General features: G+C 57.8%; 13 protein-coding genes. 5 read left to right on the forward strand and 8 right to left on the reverse strand.

Going from position 1 to position 14,785, the window contains the following annotated elements:
• The first annotated feature begins 78 nt into the window (after positions 1–78).
• The 3 genes from ACR6JA_RS08565 to hldE are packed head-to-tail and all read left to right on the forward strand — an operon-like array spanning position 79 to position 5,736.
• Complete coding sequence (locus ACR6JA_RS08565; RefSeq protein WP_213715062.1) at positions 79–1,377, forward strand: CYTH domain-containing protein; 1,299 nt, start codon at positions 79–81, stop codon at positions 1,375–1,377.
• 23 nt (positions 1,378–1,400) lie between these two features.
• Positions 1,401–4,259, forward strand: coding sequence for a bifunctional [glutamate--ammonia ligase]-adenylyl-L-tyrosine phosphorylase/[glutamate--ammonia-ligase] adenylyltransferase (gene glnE / locus ACR6JA_RS08570; RefSeq protein ID WP_494493887.1), 2,859 nt, complete (start codon positions 1,401–1,403; stop codon positions 4,257–4,259).
• 49 nt (positions 4,260–4,308) lie between these two features.
• The gene (hldE, locus tag ACR6JA_RS08575) at positions 4,309–5,736 is read left to right on the forward strand and encodes a bifunctional D-glycero-beta-D-manno-heptose-7-phosphate kinase/D-glycero-beta-D-manno-heptose 1-phosphate adenylyltransferase HldE (protein ID WP_494493888.1); all 1,428 of its coding nucleotides are present in this window, start codon (positions 4,309–4,311) and stop codon (positions 5,734–5,736) included.
• Positions 5,737–5,783: 47 nt separating this feature from the next.
• On the opposite strand, the gene ACR6JA_RS08580 is transcribed toward hldE, so the two are convergent.
• Together ACR6JA_RS08580 and ACR6JA_RS08585 are read right to left on the reverse strand one after the other, a co-directional pair.
• Positions 5,784–7,127: an NCS2 family permease gene (locus ACR6JA_RS08580; RefSeq protein ID WP_213715068.1), complete on the reverse strand. Its 1,344-nt coding sequence runs from the start codon at positions 7,125–7,127 to the stop codon at positions 5,784–5,786.
• Between the two features lie 16 nt (positions 7,128–7,143).
• Positions 7,144–8,931: an adenine deaminase gene (locus ACR6JA_RS08585; protein WP_494493889.1), complete on the reverse strand. Its 1,788-nt coding sequence runs from the start codon at positions 8,929–8,931 to the stop codon at positions 7,144–7,146.
• 134 nt (positions 8,932–9,065) lie between these two features.
• Between ACR6JA_RS08585 and ACR6JA_RS08590 the strand changes: the two genes are divergently transcribed.
• Positions 9,066–9,992, forward strand: coding sequence for a LysR family transcriptional regulator (locus ACR6JA_RS08590; protein ID WP_494493890.1), 927 nt, complete (start codon positions 9,066–9,068; stop codon positions 9,990–9,992).
• A 19-nt stretch (positions 9,993–10,011) separates the two neighbouring features.
• Positions 10,012–10,752, forward strand: a complete 741-nt coding sequence (locus tag ACR6JA_RS08595) for a CDP-diacylglycerol diphosphatase (protein WP_494493891.1) — start codon at positions 10,012–10,014, stop codon at positions 10,750–10,752.
• 41 nt (positions 10,753–10,793) lie between these two features.
• Here ACR6JA_RS08595 and ACR6JA_RS08600 read toward each other — a convergent pair whose 3' ends face one another.
• The 6 genes from ACR6JA_RS08600 to ACR6JA_RS08625 form a co-directional block, all read right to left on the reverse strand.
• The gene (locus ACR6JA_RS08600; protein ID WP_034809722.1) at positions 10,794–11,306 is read right to left on the reverse strand and encodes a YjjA family protein; all 513 of its coding nucleotides are present in this window, start codon (positions 11,304–11,306) and stop codon (positions 10,794–10,796) included.
• A 139-nt stretch (positions 11,307–11,445) separates the two neighbouring features.
• Complete coding sequence (locus ACR6JA_RS08605; protein WP_166876986.1) at positions 11,446–11,874, reverse strand: organic hydroperoxide resistance protein; 429 nt, start codon at positions 11,872–11,874, stop codon at positions 11,446–11,448.
• Positions 11,875–11,969: 95 nt separating this feature from the next.
• Positions 11,970–12,416: a MarR family winged helix-turn-helix transcriptional regulator gene (locus ACR6JA_RS08610; RefSeq protein ID WP_213715071.1), complete on the reverse strand. Its 447-nt coding sequence runs from the start codon at positions 12,414–12,416 to the stop codon at positions 11,970–11,972.
• A 67-nt stretch (positions 12,417–12,483) separates the two neighbouring features.
• Positions 12,484–12,957: a threonine/serine exporter gene (locus tag ACR6JA_RS08615; protein WP_213715072.1), complete on the reverse strand. Its 474-nt coding sequence runs from the start codon at positions 12,955–12,957 to the stop codon at positions 12,484–12,486.
• Positions 12,948–13,724: a threonine/serine exporter family protein gene (locus ACR6JA_RS08620; RefSeq protein ID WP_039290021.1), complete on the reverse strand. Its 777-nt coding sequence runs from the start codon at positions 13,722–13,724 to the stop codon at positions 12,948–12,950. Before ACR6JA_RS08620 ends, ACR6JA_RS08615 begins: the two co-directional genes overlap by 10 nt.
• A 98-nt stretch (positions 13,725–13,822) precedes the next feature.
• Complete coding sequence (locus tag ACR6JA_RS08625; RefSeq protein ID WP_494493892.1) at positions 13,823–14,737, reverse strand: DMT family transporter; 915 nt, start codon at positions 14,735–14,737, stop codon at positions 13,823–13,825.
• Between the last annotated feature and the right edge of the window lie 48 nt (positions 14,738–14,785).

The following is a 14,785-nucleotide window of genomic DNA, read 5'->3' on the forward strand; positions in this document are numbered from 1 at the left end:
TACTATTACAGACCTAATCGACGCTATTAAGTTCGCCAGGCGATCGCCTGGTGTGACGTAAACCTAAGTAAAGAAGACATGGCCCAGGAAATCGAACTTAAATTCATCGTTAATCCTGCAGCGCTTGATGCGCTGCGCGACAAATTAAATGCCCTGCCGGGCGAGCACAGCGACCCGCGTCAGTTGCTCAATATTTATTATGAAACGGCGGATAACCTGCTGCGCCGCCACGACATGGGGCTGCGTATTCGCGGTGATGCCGGGCAATACGAAATGACGATGAAAATCGCCGGGCGTGTGACCGGCGGGCTGCATCAGCGCCCTGAATATAACGTGGCGCTAAGCAAGCCAGAGCTGGATCTTGCTTTACTGCCAGCAGAAGTTTGGCCGGAAGGGCTGGACGTGGCGACTTTACAGGCCGACGTGAAGCCGCTGTTCAGTACGGATTTTGCGCGCGAAAAGTGGGTAGTTACTCACGGTGAAAGCCGCATTGAATTGGCGTTGGATCTGGGTGAAGTGAAAGCCGGTGAGCACCAGACGTCCATCTGCGAGCTTGAACTTGAGCTGCTGAGCGGTGAGACGGCGGATTTACTGGCACTGGCGGAAAGTCTGGTCACCGAACCTGGCTTGCGTCAGGGCAGCCTCAGCAAGGCGGCACGGGGCTATCACCTGGCCCAGGGCAACGCGGTGCGCGAAGTGAAACCGCTGGGCGTGCTGTATCCGCCGGCTAAAGCCAGCGTTGAGCAGGGGCTGGAAGGTGCTTTGGAGCTGGCGCTCGCCCACTGGCTTTACCATGAAGAATTATGGCTTAACGGCGTGAAAGCGGCTAAACAGCAGGTGATTGATGCTGTGGGCCTGGTGCGCCATGCCCTCGCGCTTTTTGGCGGCATCATTCCAAGAAAAGCGAGCACCCACTTACGTGAGCAGCTGATTGCGCTCGAAGCACGTTTTGCCAGCGACGAAAAAGCTGAAGTGATTATCTATAGCGCGCAAGCGAGCAGCGCTAAGCTGGCGCTGACCCGCTGGCTGGTGGAGCGCCAGTGGCAGCCGTTCATTAATGAGAAAGGCCGCACGAAGCTGGATAGCTCCTTTAAACGTTTCGCGGATACGCACCTTTCCCGCCATGCGGCTGAGCTAAAAGATGCGTTCCAGCGCCCACTGGGGGATGCATACGCAGACCAGCTACCGCGTCTGACGCGTGAAACGGATGCTATCCGCCTGCTGGCCGGGGTGTACAGCGATGCGCAAACCCAGCCGTGGCTGGAAAACTGGCAGGGGTTGCGTCACGCCATTGTTACCCGCCAGCGCATAGAAATTGAGCATTACCGAAACGAAGCGATCTCGCAGGCGCCTTTCTGGCTGCACAGCGGGAAATAATAGACTGGTAACGGATACCCACCATGATGGCGCTGACCCCTTTATTACAGCAGCACCTGCAGGCGTTTTTGCCGCGCCTGCCGCAAGAGATTGACTCCCTGACACTGAGCGAAGAAGCTCGCGCGGTGCTGGCGATAAGTGATTTTGTTGGTGACAGCGTGGTGGCGTATCCCGCCTGGCTGCAAACCCTGCAGCAGGACGCCCCTACGGCTGACGAATGGCAACATTATGCCGCCTGGCTGCAGCAGGATCTGCTGGATGTGCACGACGAAGCGGCATTGATGAAAGCGCTGCGGTTTTTCCGTCGCCGTATCATGGTGCGTATCGCCTGGGCGCAGGCGCTGGAGCAGGTGGATACGCAAAGCACGCTGCAGCAGCTGAGCGTGCTGGCGGAAACGCTGATTGTTGCCGCCCGTGACTGGCTTTATGCCGCCTGCTGCCGCGAATGGGGCACGCCTTGCAACGCCGCCGGTGAGCCGCAGCCGCTGCTGATCCTTGGCATGGGTAAGCTGGGCGGAGGCGAACTGAATTTCTCTTCCGATATCGACCTGATTTTTGCCTGGCCGGAAAACGGCTCCACTCAGGGCGGGCGCCGTGAACTGGATAACGCCCAGTTCTTCACCCGCATGGGGCAGCGCCTGATTAAAGTCCTCGACCAGCCAACGCAGGACGGCTTTGTGTACCGCGTGGATATGCGCCTGCGTCCGTTTGGCGACAGCGGTCCGCTGGTACTGAGCTTTGCCGCGCTGGAAGATTATTACCAGGAGCAGGGGCGCGACTGGGAACGCTACGCGATGGTAAAAGCGCGGATTATGGGCGACAACGACGATGTCTGGAGCCAGGAACTACGCAACATGCTGCGGCCATTTGTGTTCCGCCGCTACATCGACTTCAGCGTGATTCAGTCCCTGCGAAACATGAAGGGCATGATTGCCCGAGAAGTCCGTCGCCGTGGGCTAACGGACAATATTAAGCTCGGCGCCGGCGGCATTCGCGAAACCGAGTTTATCGTGCAGGTCTTCCAGCTCATCCGCGGTGGCCGGGAGCCTTCGCTGCAGTCCCGTTCGCTGCTGCCTACCCTGGAAGCCATTCAACAGCTTCATCTGCTGCCGGAAGAAGACGCCCAGAAACTGCGTGCGGCTTACCTCTACCTGCGTCGGCTGGAAAACTTACTGCAAAGCATCAACGACGAGCAGACGCAGACCTTGCCCGTTGACGATCTAAACCGTGCCCGGCTGGCCTGGGCGATGCAGGCGACTGACTGGGAAGCCCTGCAGCAAACGCTGCAGCTGCATATGAACGACGTGCGTCAGGTCTTTAACGATCTGATTGGCGACGATGAGCCGGAAGCGGGTGAAGATAAAGTTGCTGAAGGCTGGCGCGAGCTGTGGATCGACGCCCTGGACGCCGATGAAAACACGGCGGTGCTGGGGCATTTGAGCGCTGAGGCGCGGGCAGAGTTACTGAAGCAAGTGAGCCATTTCCGGCAGGAGATCGACAAGCGCACCATTGGTCCGCGTGGCCGCCAGGTGCTGGATCAACTTCTGCCGCACTTGCTGAGTGAAGTCTGCTCCCGGGCCGACGCGCCGCTGACGTTTTCCCGTCTGACGCCGCTGCTGTTTGGGATCCTCACCCGCACAACCTACCTGGAACTGTTAAGTGAATTCCCCGGCGCGCTTAAACACTTGATTACGCTCTGTGCGGCCTCGCCGATGATTGCCGCGCAGCTTGCCAGCTATCCGCTACTGCTGGATGAACTGCTCGACCCCAATACGCTGTATCAGCCCACGGCAATGGACGCGTATCGCGACGAACTGCGTCAATATCTGCTGCGCGTGCCGGACGAAGACGAAGAGCAGCAGTTGGAGGCATTGCGTCAGTTCAAACAGGCGCAGATGCTGCGCGTGGCGGCCGCCGATATCGCTGGCACCTTGCCGGTAATGAAAGTCAGTGACCACCTGACGTGGCTTGCCGAAGCTATTCTGGATGCAGTGGTGCAGCGTGCCTGGGCGCAGATGGTGGCGCGCTACGGCCAGCCTCGTCATTTGCAGGACAGAGAAGGGCGCGGCTTTGCCGTGCTGGGCTATGGCAAACTCGGCGGCTGGGAGCTGGGCTACAGTTCCGATCTGGATCTGGTTTTCCTGCATGATTGCCCGATGGAAGTGATGACGGACGGCGAGCGTGAAATCGATGGCCGTCAGTTCTATCTGCGCCTGGCGCAGCGCATCATGCATCTGTTTAGCACGCGTACCTCGACCGGGATTTTGTACGAAGTTGACGCTCGCCTCAGGCCGTCAGGTGCGGCAGGTATGCTGGTCACCACCGTAGAATCGTTTGCTGATTATCAGAAGAATGAAGCCTGGACCTGGGAACATCAGGCGCTGGTTCGCGCCCGCGTGGTGTACGGCGATCCGGCGCTTAACCGCCAGTTTGACGCCATCCGCCGCGAGATCCTGTGCACGCCGCGTGAAGGGGAAGCCCTGCAGGTAGAAGTGCGCGAGATGCGTGAAAAAATGCGCGCGCATCTGGGTAATAAGCATCGCGATCGCTTTGATATTAAAGCCGATGAGGGTGGGATCACCGACATCGAATTTATTACGCAATATCTGGTGCTGCGCTATGCCAGCGAAGCGCCGAAGCTAACCCGCTGGTCCGATAATGTGCGCATCCTGGAACTGATGGCGCAGAACGACATCATGGATGAAGCCGAGGCCAAAGCGTTGACGCATGCCTATGTCACGCTGCGGGATGAATTGCACCATCTGGCGCTGCAGGAATTGCCGGGCCACGTTGCGCTGGACGCCTTTGTGAAAGAGCGTGAGCAGGTGCGTCGGAGCTGGCAAACCTGGCTTGGCGAGCCGCAAACGCACGCGGGAGAGTAATTATGTTATCATCCCGCGCAAAATTTTATCCCTCGCTGGAGAGTCAGGAATGAAAGTAACGCTGCCCGAATACAGCCGTGCAGGCGTCATGGTGGTTGGTGATGTGATGCTGGATCGCTACTGGTACGGCCCAACCAGCCGTATTTCGCCGGAAGCCCCGGTGCCGGTGGTGAAAGTCGATACCATCGAAGAACGCCCTGGTGGCGCGGCTAACGTGGCGATGAACATTGCTTCGCTGGGCGCGAATTCTCGCCTGGTTGGCCTGACCGGCATTGACGATGCGGCGCGCGCGCTCAGCCAGAGCCTGGCCGGGGTCAACGTGAAGTGTGACTTCGTTTCTGTTCCGACTCACCCGACGATTACCAAGCTGCGCGTGCTGTCCCGCAACCAGCAGCTGATTCGCCTCGACTTCGAAGAAGGGTTTGAGGGCATCGATCCTGAGCCGCTGCACGAACGTATCAGCCAGGCGCTGCCGCAGATTGGTGCGCTGGTGCTTTCCGACTACGCAAAAGGTGCTCTGGCGACCGTACAGCAGATGATTCGCCTGGCACGTGTTGCCAAAGTCCCGGTCCTCATCGACCCGAAAGGGACCGACTTTGAGCGCTACCGTGGCGCAACGCTGCTGACTCCGAACCTTTCAGAATTTGAAGCCGTGGTCGGCAAGTGCAAAACCGAAGCCGAGCTGGTGGAACGTGGCATGAAGCTTATCGCCGATTATGAACTGTCGGCGCTGCTGGTGACGCGTTCAGAACAAGGCATGACGCTTCTGCAGCCGGGCATTGAGCCTTTCCATCTGCCGACTCAGGCGCAGGAAGTCTATGACGTGACCGGGGCCGGTGACACGGTGATCGGCGTGCTGGCGGCAACGCTTGCGGCGGGGAACTCGCTGGAAGAAGCCTGTTACTTCGCGAATGCCGCAGCTGGCGTGGTGGTTGGCAAGCTGGGGACATCAACCGTTTCTCCGGTCGAGCTGGAAAACGCGGTGCGCGGTCGCGCGGAAACGGGTTTTGGCGTGATGACCGAAGCCGAGCTGAAAGTTGCGGTTGCCGCTGCCCGCAAACGCGGTGAGCGCGTGGTGATGACCAACGGCGTGTTCGATATTCTGCATGCGGGCCATGTTTCCTACCTGGCCAACGCGCGCAAGCTGGGCGACCGTCTGATTGTCGCGGTCAACAGCGACGCGTCAACCAAACGCCTGAAAGGGGAAACCCGGCCGGTTAACCCGCAGGATCAGCGCATGATCGTGCTGGCTGCGCTGGAAGCGGTGGACTGGGTGGTACTGTTTGAAGAAGACACGCCTCAGCGCCTGATTGGTGAAGTCCTGCCGGATCGTTTAGTGAAGGGCGGTGACTACAAACCAGAACAGATTGCCGGGAGCAAAGAGGTTTGGGCCAACGGCGGGGAAGTGATGGTACTGAACTTCGAAGATGGCTGTTCCACCACCAATATCATCAAGAAGATTCAAAATAACGGCTAAATTGGCCGCTAAGAAAAAAGCCTCTCGTTTGAGAGGCTTTTCTGTTTCTAGTGCTTCACCAACGTGGCGAAGTAGTACGCCAGCGGAATGGCCAGCAGGTAAAGCCCCACCGGGATTTCACGCCATTTACCGGCAATCACCTTAATGATGATATAGAACAGCAGACCGCCAGCGATCCCGGTCCCGAAGCTGTTGGCGATAAGCGTGATCATCACCATCATCAGCACCGGCAGACCTTCGGTGAAGTTGCCCAGATCCACTTTGCGCAGGCCGCTGAACATGTTCAGGCCGATAAGGATCAGCGCGGGCGCGGTTGCCTCTTTCGGGATCATCAATGCTACCGGGGTAAACAGCAGCATCAGCAGGAACATTACCGCTGCCGCCAGCGCGGTGAGGCCGGTTTTACCGCCCGCTTCTGCCGCCGCTGAAGACTCAATCAGCGCGGTAGCCGCCGGAATACCGACCCACGGGCCTAGCGCGGCGGCAATGGAATCCACCATAAACGGGCGGTTGATGTGCGGCATGTTGCCATGTTCGTCCAGCAGGCCAGCCTCACCACCCACCGCCAGCGTCGTGCCCATGGTGGAGAAAAACTCTGAGGCAAAGAAGACAAACAGGAACGGCAGGAAGGCGATGTTCAGCGCGCCGAGCATATCCACGTGCCCCAGCACCGGCGTCAGCGAGTGCGGCATGGCGATAAAGCTCTGCGGCAGGTGAGTGACGCCCAGCGGAATGCCGACCAGAGTGGCAAACAGAATCGCCCATAAAATGGCTCCCGGCACGCGGCGAGCCTGAAGCGCAATCGCCAGGAACAGGCCGCACAGCGCCACAATTGCCCCGGCGGAAGTAAAGTCGCCGAGCGCCAGCGCGTTGGTTTTGGCGTTGGCAAGCACCAGCCCGGCGTTGCGGAAGCCCAGCACCGCAACAAACAGGCCGATGGAGGCCGTCAGCCCAAGTTTGATCGACTGCGGTACCGAGCGGGTAACCACTTCACGCAGGCCAAGGCGGGTAAGCGCAAAGAACAGAATGCCTGACCAGCAGGCGATGCCGAGGCCAATCTGCCAGCCAATATGCTCACTCCCGGCAAGCGTCACGCCGACCAGCACCGAACCGCCGATGCCCGGCCCGACAATAAACGGCAGGTTGCCGTAAAACGCCATCAGCAGCGTGCCGAGGACAAAAACAACGATCGTCCCGGTGGTTGCCGCGCCTTTATCCATCCCGCCCACGGCCAGCAGGCCAGGGATAACAACCAGCAAATAGGCGGCGGCGAGAAAGCCAGTGATGCCCGCGAGGCACTCGGTTTTCACTTTGCTTTGGCGGCTGCGAAGCTGGAATCGCCGCTCCAGCCAGCTTTCGCTGGCGGCCTGAGACACTGAATTTTCGGCCATTACTTGGCTCTCCGGATTAATGTGTTGTGTGTGCGTCTGCCGGGTGTTCGTGGCATTCAATAAGCGGGTCGACGATCTGGCGAGTACTGCCGTCTGTCAGTCCCAGGTCGGTCAAATGTGGCCCGGCGTTACAGGCCAGGCAGGTGCCTTCGATGGCCTTGAACACCCGGTACGGTGGCTCCCAGTCGGCGACTTTATTGCTCAATTCACGGAGTTGAGCAAACTGCTGCGCCAGCTCGGCGGCGGCCAGGTCGGAGAGCATCCCGGCAATCGGCATTTCTACCTTCGCCAGTATCTGCCCGTTCTGGCTAAGCGCCATCCCACCTCCGCAGGCGATCAGCGCGTTAGCGGCGAGCGCCATGTCCTGAGGATCTCTGCCGAGGACAACGAGGTTGTGCGAGTCGTGCGAATAGGTGGTGGCAATCGCGCCGCGCAGTTCACCCCAGCCTTCGAGTAGTGCCAGCTGTGGCTTCGCCTCGTGGCGGCCGTGGCGGTGCTGAACCCAAATCAAGCTGAAGCCGTCCGGGATTTGAACTTCGCCGTGTTGGATTGCAACCTCGACTTCGCTCCACTGGGTGAAGCGAGCGCCCTTGATGTGGCGTAGGCGCGCGCGCCCATTATTCACTGGCACCTTGAGAACAAAGTCGTTCGGAATCAATGGATTCAGCCGAACGGTATCTCGCGGGGGAACGAGGGACGGTGCCGCGACGGGTTCCAGCATTTTTCCCTGTTCCGCGACGAGCTTACCTGCGACATAAACGGTTTGGGCGCTCAGTTTTTCCAGCGAATCGAAGACCACCAGATCGGCGGTGCGGCCCGCGGCAATCAGGCCGAGATCCGGGCGTTGCAGGCGCAGCGAGGCGTTCAGCGTGGCCAGGCGCAAAGCATCTTCGGCTTTCATGCCGTGCTCGATGAGCAAGTTCAGCAGGGCAACGATGCCGCCTTTTGCCAGCAGCATGTCCGGCGGCACGTCGTCGGTGCAGACGGTGACCTGCGATGACAGATGCGGCAGGCCATTCAAGGCGGCGACAATCTCCGGCAGCAGGTACGGATGTGAACCGCGTATCTCCAGAGTCAGCCCGGCACGCAGTTTTTCCAGTGCGTCGGCGGCAGAGGTCAGTTCATGATCTGACGTCACGCCAGCGGCAAGGTAGGCCTGCAATCCTGCGCCGTTCAGGCCGCGGGCGTGTCCTTCAATCAGTTTGCCGCTTTCCAGGCCAGCGTTAAGAATCTCCAGCATTCTTTCGCTGCCGTTCAGCACGCCGTGCATATCCATCACTTCGGCTACGCCCGCCACTTCCGGCCATGAAAGCAGCGTTTCCATCTCTTTCCCGGCAAAATCAGCGCCGGACATTTCCAGGCCCGGCGTTGAAGGCACGCTGGACGGGGCCGCGCAGATCACACGCAGCGGCAGGTTGCGGCTGGCGTCAACGGCGTAACGCACGCCCTCAATACCGAGCACGTTCGCCAGCTCGTGCGGATCCCAAAAAATCGTTGTGGTGCCCTGGGCGACGACAATTTCCGCATAGCGCGCGGGCGGCAGGTGGGAGCTTTCAACGTGGACGTGGGTATCCATCAGCCCTGGGCTGAGATAGTTTCCGGCGAGATCGTGAGTCTGTGCGGCATCTTCGCGGCTGCCGCGTGGATGTACGCTGGCGATGAGCGTACCGACGATACCGACATCCGCCTCACGTATTTCGCCGGTGGCCATATCCACGATCCGGCCATTGATGAGCAGCAGGTCGAAAGGCGTTTCGCCGAGAGCGGCTTTCACCGCGCGGCGACGTAAATCAGCAGGAGTCATGACAGGTTCCAAAACAGGGGCTCTGACGGCTACTCTAGGCAGGGGAATACGCTTTGCCCAGATGATTTAATTTATCAGCCGATAAGAAACGTTTATCCTGTGGCAAACGTTTACCTGGCAACCCTGATACTCCAATGGCTGAACCCTGGCAGCGCCTTCCCGCACTCTCGTTAAAACAGATCCAGTATTTTGTGACGCTGGCCAAACTTCGTCATTTCACCGATACCGCCAACCGACTGGCCATTAGCCAGCCCGCGCTAAGCAGCGCGTTACGGCAGATTGAGTCCGTGCTGGGTGGGAAGCTGGTTAACAGAACCGCTGCGGCAGTGACGCTGACGGACCTGGGCGCAGCGCTACTTCCCCATGCCGAACGCGTGCTCAACGTCGCGCATCGCGCTTTTGACGACATGCAGCGTATTGTCCAGGACGGCGGTGACGGCACGCTTCGCATAGGCCTGGTACCCTCGGTCGGCAGCCTTTTATTTCCCGATATTCCTCAACGCATTGCAGAGGCTTTTCCTCGCCTGCGGGTGGAGTTCCACGACCGCACCAATGATGCGCTGATTGCCCAGCTTGAAAGCGGCCAGCTGGACTTTGGCCTGGGGGCGCTGGACAGCTCTGTGCCCAAAACGTTGGAGATCCATCCGCTGCAGGAAGATCCCTTTGTGGCGGTGGTCAACTGTCACGATCCTCTGGCAGAATCCAGCCACGCGCCGTGGCGAAGCCTGGTGAAGCGGGACATCGCGGTGTTTTCAAAAGGGAATATCAGCCGGCTGGTAGCAGCGATGGCGGAAAGCCAGCGCCTGACGCTGAATGCGCGCTATCAGGTTGATTTTATTGAAACCCTTTATGGGCTGGTGCGCTCTCAGCTGGCGGTGGCGATTCTGCCGCAGCTTTACACTACCTTTTTGCAGGACCCTGAGCTGAAAGTGATTCATTTGCAGCAGCCTTCGCTGAGCCGCACCGTGGCATTGATGCGCAGCACCGAGCCGTTCGCTCCGCAAATAGAAGCCTGCTTCCAGCTTATTGTCCGCCTATTACAACAACGAAAAGTGCTCTGACTTTACAAGGAAACCTGACATGAAAAAGATCCTGCGCGTGGTGGTTGTGCTGCTGATTTTGCTGGTGGCCGCCGTCGCAATCCGCCTGTGGTTGCTGCATCGTCACAGTGATGCTCTGTGGAATATCATCAGCCAGCAGTGCATTCCCAATCAGCAGCAGAACAACTCACCTGCGCCTTGCCTGAAAGTCGATCTGGCCGGGCGCTATCTGGTGTTCAAAGATGCCAAAGGCCCGCTGCATAATTTGCTGATGCCGACGGACAAAATCACCGGCATCGAGAGCCCGAAGATCCTTGAAAACGGCGCGCCAAACTACTTCCTGGATGCGTGGCAGAATCGCCACTATCTGCTGGATGAAACCACAAAAGCAGTTCGGGACGATGATTTGGTGTTAGCGATCAACTCTCGCTACGGACGTTCTCAGAACCAACTGCACATTCACCTGTCCTGCCTGCGCCCTGAGGTGTATCAATCCATTAACCAGCTTGCCGACAAAGTTGGTGACCAGTGGCAGCCGTTTGGTGCGGAGATCCTTGGCCATAAATATCTGGCGAGAAAAGTCCCGGCAGAGGCGAATCCGTTTACCGTGCTGGCGGAGTACGTGAAGGCTCAGGGCGATGAGATGGAAAACTTTGGCCTGGCGCGAGTGGTGACAACGAAGGGGGATGTGGTGCTGTTAGCAAACCCTCGTCAGCTGCTGGGCGGGAACCAGGGTTCGGCGGAAGAGATGCTGGACTACAGCTGCTCGTTGGCAAACTAAAACAAAATGGCCTCTTAGCAAGAGGCCATTTTTTTGTGCCGTTACGACAGGTAATTCATGCCCTGTTTGAGCACCAGATCGCAGGCTTTGGTTTTCACCTTTTCAGCCAGCGGCGAGTTGCCGATGCTGTTCAGATCCAGCTTCTGGCCGTTGGCCGTGTTCAGTAAGCCCATCAGGCCCTGATTGTAGTCCTGCTTGTCGGCAGGCTTGGTGCTGCTTTCCAGCCCCAGCTTGGTCATCAGCTGGTTTTTAATGTTGTCGGTATTGGTGACGGAAGCCAGTTTATTCTTCGCACAGTACTCCATCACGCCAGCCGCATTGGTCATCGTACTTGAGCTGAGAGATTTGCTGTTGCCGTTCAGCAGGCTGGTCAGTGAAGAGAGAGACAGACCGCCGGTCTGAGCGCCATTGCTGGTGGTAGTCGCATTGCCGCTTTTAGTCAGTTCATTGGCGGCGCTGGAAAGTTGTTCCTGCCAGTTTGCAGCAGTTGCCTGGCCCGCGAAAAAGGCTGCTGCCAGCGCCATTGCGCAGAGCGTTTTATTCCTTGCTTTCATCTTGTGATACTCGCTTTGTTTGCCTGCGGTGCAGGGGATTTCAGGCGTGAGTATAGCGCTTTGGCCAGAAGCAGGGGGATTGAGAGTTGTCTTAAACCGTGGGGGCAGGTGAAAAAGCCGGGTTTCCCCGGCTGTAGCATCAGTTGATGATGTTCAGAGTCACATCAATGTTGCCGCGGGTTGCGTTGGAGTATGGGCAAACAATGTGTGCCGCATCGACCAGTTTTTTCGCTTCGGCAGCGTCCATGCCCGGCAGGTGAATGTTCAGCTTCGCTTCGATACCGAATCCGGTTGGCAGTGGCCCGATGCCGACTTCGCCTTCGATGAAAGCATCAGCCGGCATGGAGATTTTGTCGCGGCCGGAGACGAACTTCATCGCGCCCAGGAAGCATGCGGAGTAGCCCGCCGCGAACAGCTGCTCAGGGTTGGTGACTTCGCCACCCGCGCCGCCCATCTCTTTTGGCAGTCCCAGTTTCACGTCCAGTACGCCGTCGGAAGAGGTTGCACGACCTTCACGGCCACCGGTGGCTTTGGCTTTTGCGGTGTAAACGACTTTTTCTAAAGACATGGCAGGTTCCTCATCTTACATTTAGTATGTGCTATAAAATAGCGTGCGATTTATATGGTGTTTTAAAAATCGCCGACAGTATCGACGATTAATTATTACGTATTTAAATTACTGCGCAAGGTTTCCAGCTGCGCCTTCAGCGCCAGCATGCTGTCTATACTGCAGGCAGAAGCGCAGCGCACGGAGTCCGGAATACCCAGCGCTTTTTCCTGCAGCGCTTTCCCTTCCTGGGTCAGCGTTACTGCCACCTGACGTTCATCTTCGCGGGAGCGCTGACGTAGCAGCAGCCCTGCGCTTTCAAGCCGTTTTAGCAGCGGCGTTAAGGTGGCTGAGTCTAAAAACAGACGCTCACCGATTTGCGACACCGTGACATCGTCCTGCTCCCACAGCACCAGCATCACCAGGTATTGCGGATAGGTGAGCTGCAGCGGCGCAAGCAGCTGGCGATAGAGCTTGTTCACCGCCAGATTGGCGGAATAGAGCGCGAAGCAAAGCTGGTTGTCCAGCAGCAGGGCGTTCGTTTCGGTGGATGTCTTCTTCATGTTTCTCAATATAGATAGCGCACGATTAAATAGCAAATTTTATTTTACGGCGATTTGGTCTGTGCGATCAGACCCGGGGCTTTTTGCGATAAAGCCACAGCCCCGGCAGAGAGAGCCCGATGGACAGCGCCCCCACGATAAATGACGCTTTTAAGAAGTTGGTCACCAGTTGGATCATCAGCGGATCGCTGTAACCAAAGTGCGTCAATTTTACCGCTGAGATCATCGCGGTATAGGCGTAGATCCCCGGAAACATAGGAATGACGGCCGCAACGGTAAAGACTTTCGGATGAGCAAGGTACCAGCGTGACCACTGAATACCAATGATGCCGACCAGAATTGACGCCAGAAAAGTGCTCCACTCGATGTTTAAACCCGCCGTCATCATCGCCATACGCGAGCCGTGGCCGATGGCACCGAGGAGCCCACAGTAAGGCAGGGCGCGCTGAGGCACGTTAAAAACTAACGCGAAGCCTACCGCCGGCACGGCAGACAGCGCCATATCCTGAAGTAGGGCCAGAATAAATTCGATTATGCCCATCCTCTTAGCCCCCATACCGCCATTGCCATCACCACGCCGATGCAGGTGGCAAGCGTGAGCAGGCTGGCCATCGCCCAGCGAGCCAACCCGGTGTTCACGTGGCCTTTGAACATGTCGGCCACGGCGTTAATCAGCGGGAAACCGGGGACGAGTAATAACACGCTCGCGGCCATCGCAATATTGGAAGTCGCGGCAAACGGGCCTTTGGCGATTAGCAGGCCCGAAACGGTAGTGGCGACAAACGCGGTGATGCAGAAGTTGATCTGCGGATGAAGCTGGCGGTGGGTGAGCAGTTGGCGGACATACATCGCCAGTGAGCTGGCGATAAAGGCGACAAACGCCCCGTCCCAGCCACCGTTGTTCAGTTTACAGAAGCAGCCGCAGGAAAGACCCACCATCAGGACAACCAGCCAGCGTGGGTAACGCAGCGGTTTGATGTGTTCGAAGCGCTTGAGAACGTCCCTGGCATCCAGCAGCTTGTGCTCGGTGAGGATCACTATGTGCTGTACTTCGGTGACGACGTGCATGTTGATCCCGCGGTCGTTATTTTTGCGGGTGGTCGTCAAGCACTGATTGTCTTTAATGGTGCTCAGCACAATGGCGTTAGCGGAGATTGAGCTTTCCACGCTGTCCATCCCCAGCGCTTTGCCAAGACGAGTTGAAAGCTCCTCGACCAGCGCGCTTTCTGCCCCGTGCTGCAGTAAAAAGAGCGCACATTGAATACATAAACGAGTGACGTCCCGCTGGGAAGCAACATCTGGCTGCATGCGTGATCCTGAACAAAGAGAATGAAATGCGCTTAACGTTTATCCATTTAACATGAGCGCATCGCTTCATTAGCCGCGTCAGATCAAGCTTTGCGTCACTATCTCCGGCGATGAAACGTGATTATTTTTTCCAGCCATTGGCTGCAGCTCACGCAGACAATGCCGCCGATGACGAAAACCGATCCCAGCAGAAAACCAGCGTTTATCTTTTCATTCAGTAACCAGGCGCCAAACACGACCCCGAGCAGCGGCGTGACAAAAGAAAAGGCGCCAAGCACAGAAGCCTGGTAGCGGCGCAGTAAAGCAAACCAGATAAGCAAGCTCAGGAAGGAAACAATCACAGACTGAAAGACCATGTTGGCCAGCAACAGTGGGGTGGGGTTAAAGCGGGTTTGCCCCAGGAGGAACGACGCTGCAAGCAGCACAATAAAAGCCCCCGCAAGCTGAAAAAGCGTCGTTTGGGCGGCGGAAACCTGGGCCAGGCGGGAGGTGCGAACCAGCACGGTGGTCGCGCCCCATGATGCGCCGGAAAGCAGGCAAAAGAGATCCCCGAAAAGCGATGAGTGCCCACCATCTGGCGCTGAAAATGTGACGATGACGCCAATAAATGCCAATACGATCCCGATCCACTGTACCGGCGTCAGGCGTTCAGAGCGCAGGGTAAAGTGTAGGCCTACTGCGGCAAACAGCGGTGCGGTATACAGAAAAACTACGCCGTGCGCGGCGCTGGTATAGCGCAGGCCGATGCCAAGAAACAAATACTCGAGTGCAAACAGAACCCCAGCTCCCGCGCCAGCAAGCCAGGGCAGGGAGGCGTACTGCATTTTCTCTTTTCTCAACAGCATATAAAGTGCGACCAGCCCCGCGCCTATACCAGAACGTAAAGCGATCTGTAGGATGGGGCTGGCGTCTTCAGCCGTGGCTTTCAGGCCGGGCTGCTGCAGGCTCCATATCAGGCAGAGGGTGATCATCCCGGCGACGGCCAGGCGGTCTATGGTCTTGTATCTGGACATGCGTTTTCTCCCGAAAAACGCATTATCAACTGGGGCGATATGCTTGAT

This window comes from Cedecea sp. B1(4) (genome assembly GCF_059414925.1).

Excerpts from the sequence above, each read along its gene's own strand:
- ACR6JA_RS08595 (WP_494493891.1), top strand. The coding sequence starts at position 10,012 with ATGAAAAAGATCCTGCGCGTGGTGGTTGTGCTGCTGATTTTGCTGGTG.
- ACR6JA_RS08565 (WP_213715062.1), top strand. The coding sequence starts at position 79 with ATGGCCCAGGAAATCGAACTTAAATTCATCGTTAATCCTGCAGCGCTT.
- ACR6JA_RS08590 (WP_494493890.1), top strand. The coding sequence starts at position 9,066 with ATGGCTGAACCCTGGCAGCGCCTTCCCGCACTCTCGTTAAAACAGATC.
- hldE (WP_494493888.1), top strand. The coding sequence starts at position 4,309 with ATGAAAGTAACGCTGCCCGAATACAGCCGTGCAGGCGTCATGGTGGTT.
- ACR6JA_RS08610 (WP_213715071.1), bottom strand. The coding sequence starts at position 12,416 with ATGAAGAAGACATCCACCGAAACGAACGCCCTGCTGCTGGACAACCAG.
- glnE (WP_494493887.1), top strand. The coding sequence starts at position 1,401 with ATGATGGCGCTGACCCCTTTATTACAGCAGCACCTGCAGGCGTTTTTG.
- ACR6JA_RS08620 (WP_039290021.1), bottom strand. The coding sequence starts at position 13,724 with ATGCAGCCAGATGTTGCTTCCCAGCGGGACGTCACTCGTTTATGTATT.
- ACR6JA_RS08585 (WP_494493889.1), bottom strand. The coding sequence starts at position 8,931 with ATGACTCCTGCTGATTTACGTCGCCGCGCGGTGAAAGCCGCTCTCGGC.
- ACR6JA_RS08580 (WP_213715068.1), bottom strand. The coding sequence starts at position 7,127 with ATGGCCGAAAATTCAGTGTCTCAGGCCGCCAGCGAAAGCTGGCTGGAG.
- ACR6JA_RS08600 (WP_034809722.1), bottom strand. The coding sequence starts at position 11,306 with ATGAAAGCAAGGAATAAAACGCTCTGCGCAATGGCGCTGGCAGCAGCC.
- ACR6JA_RS08615 (WP_213715072.1), bottom strand. The coding sequence starts at position 12,957 with ATGGGCATAATCGAATTTATTCTGGCCCTACTTCAGGATATGGCGCTG.
- ACR6JA_RS08605 (WP_166876986.1), bottom strand. The coding sequence starts at position 11,874 with ATGTCTTTAGAAAAAGTCGTTTACACCGCAAAAGCCAAAGCCACCGGT.
- ACR6JA_RS08625 (WP_494493892.1), bottom strand. The coding sequence starts at position 14,737 with ATGTCCAGATACAAGACCATAGACCGCCTGGCCGTCGCCGGGATGATC.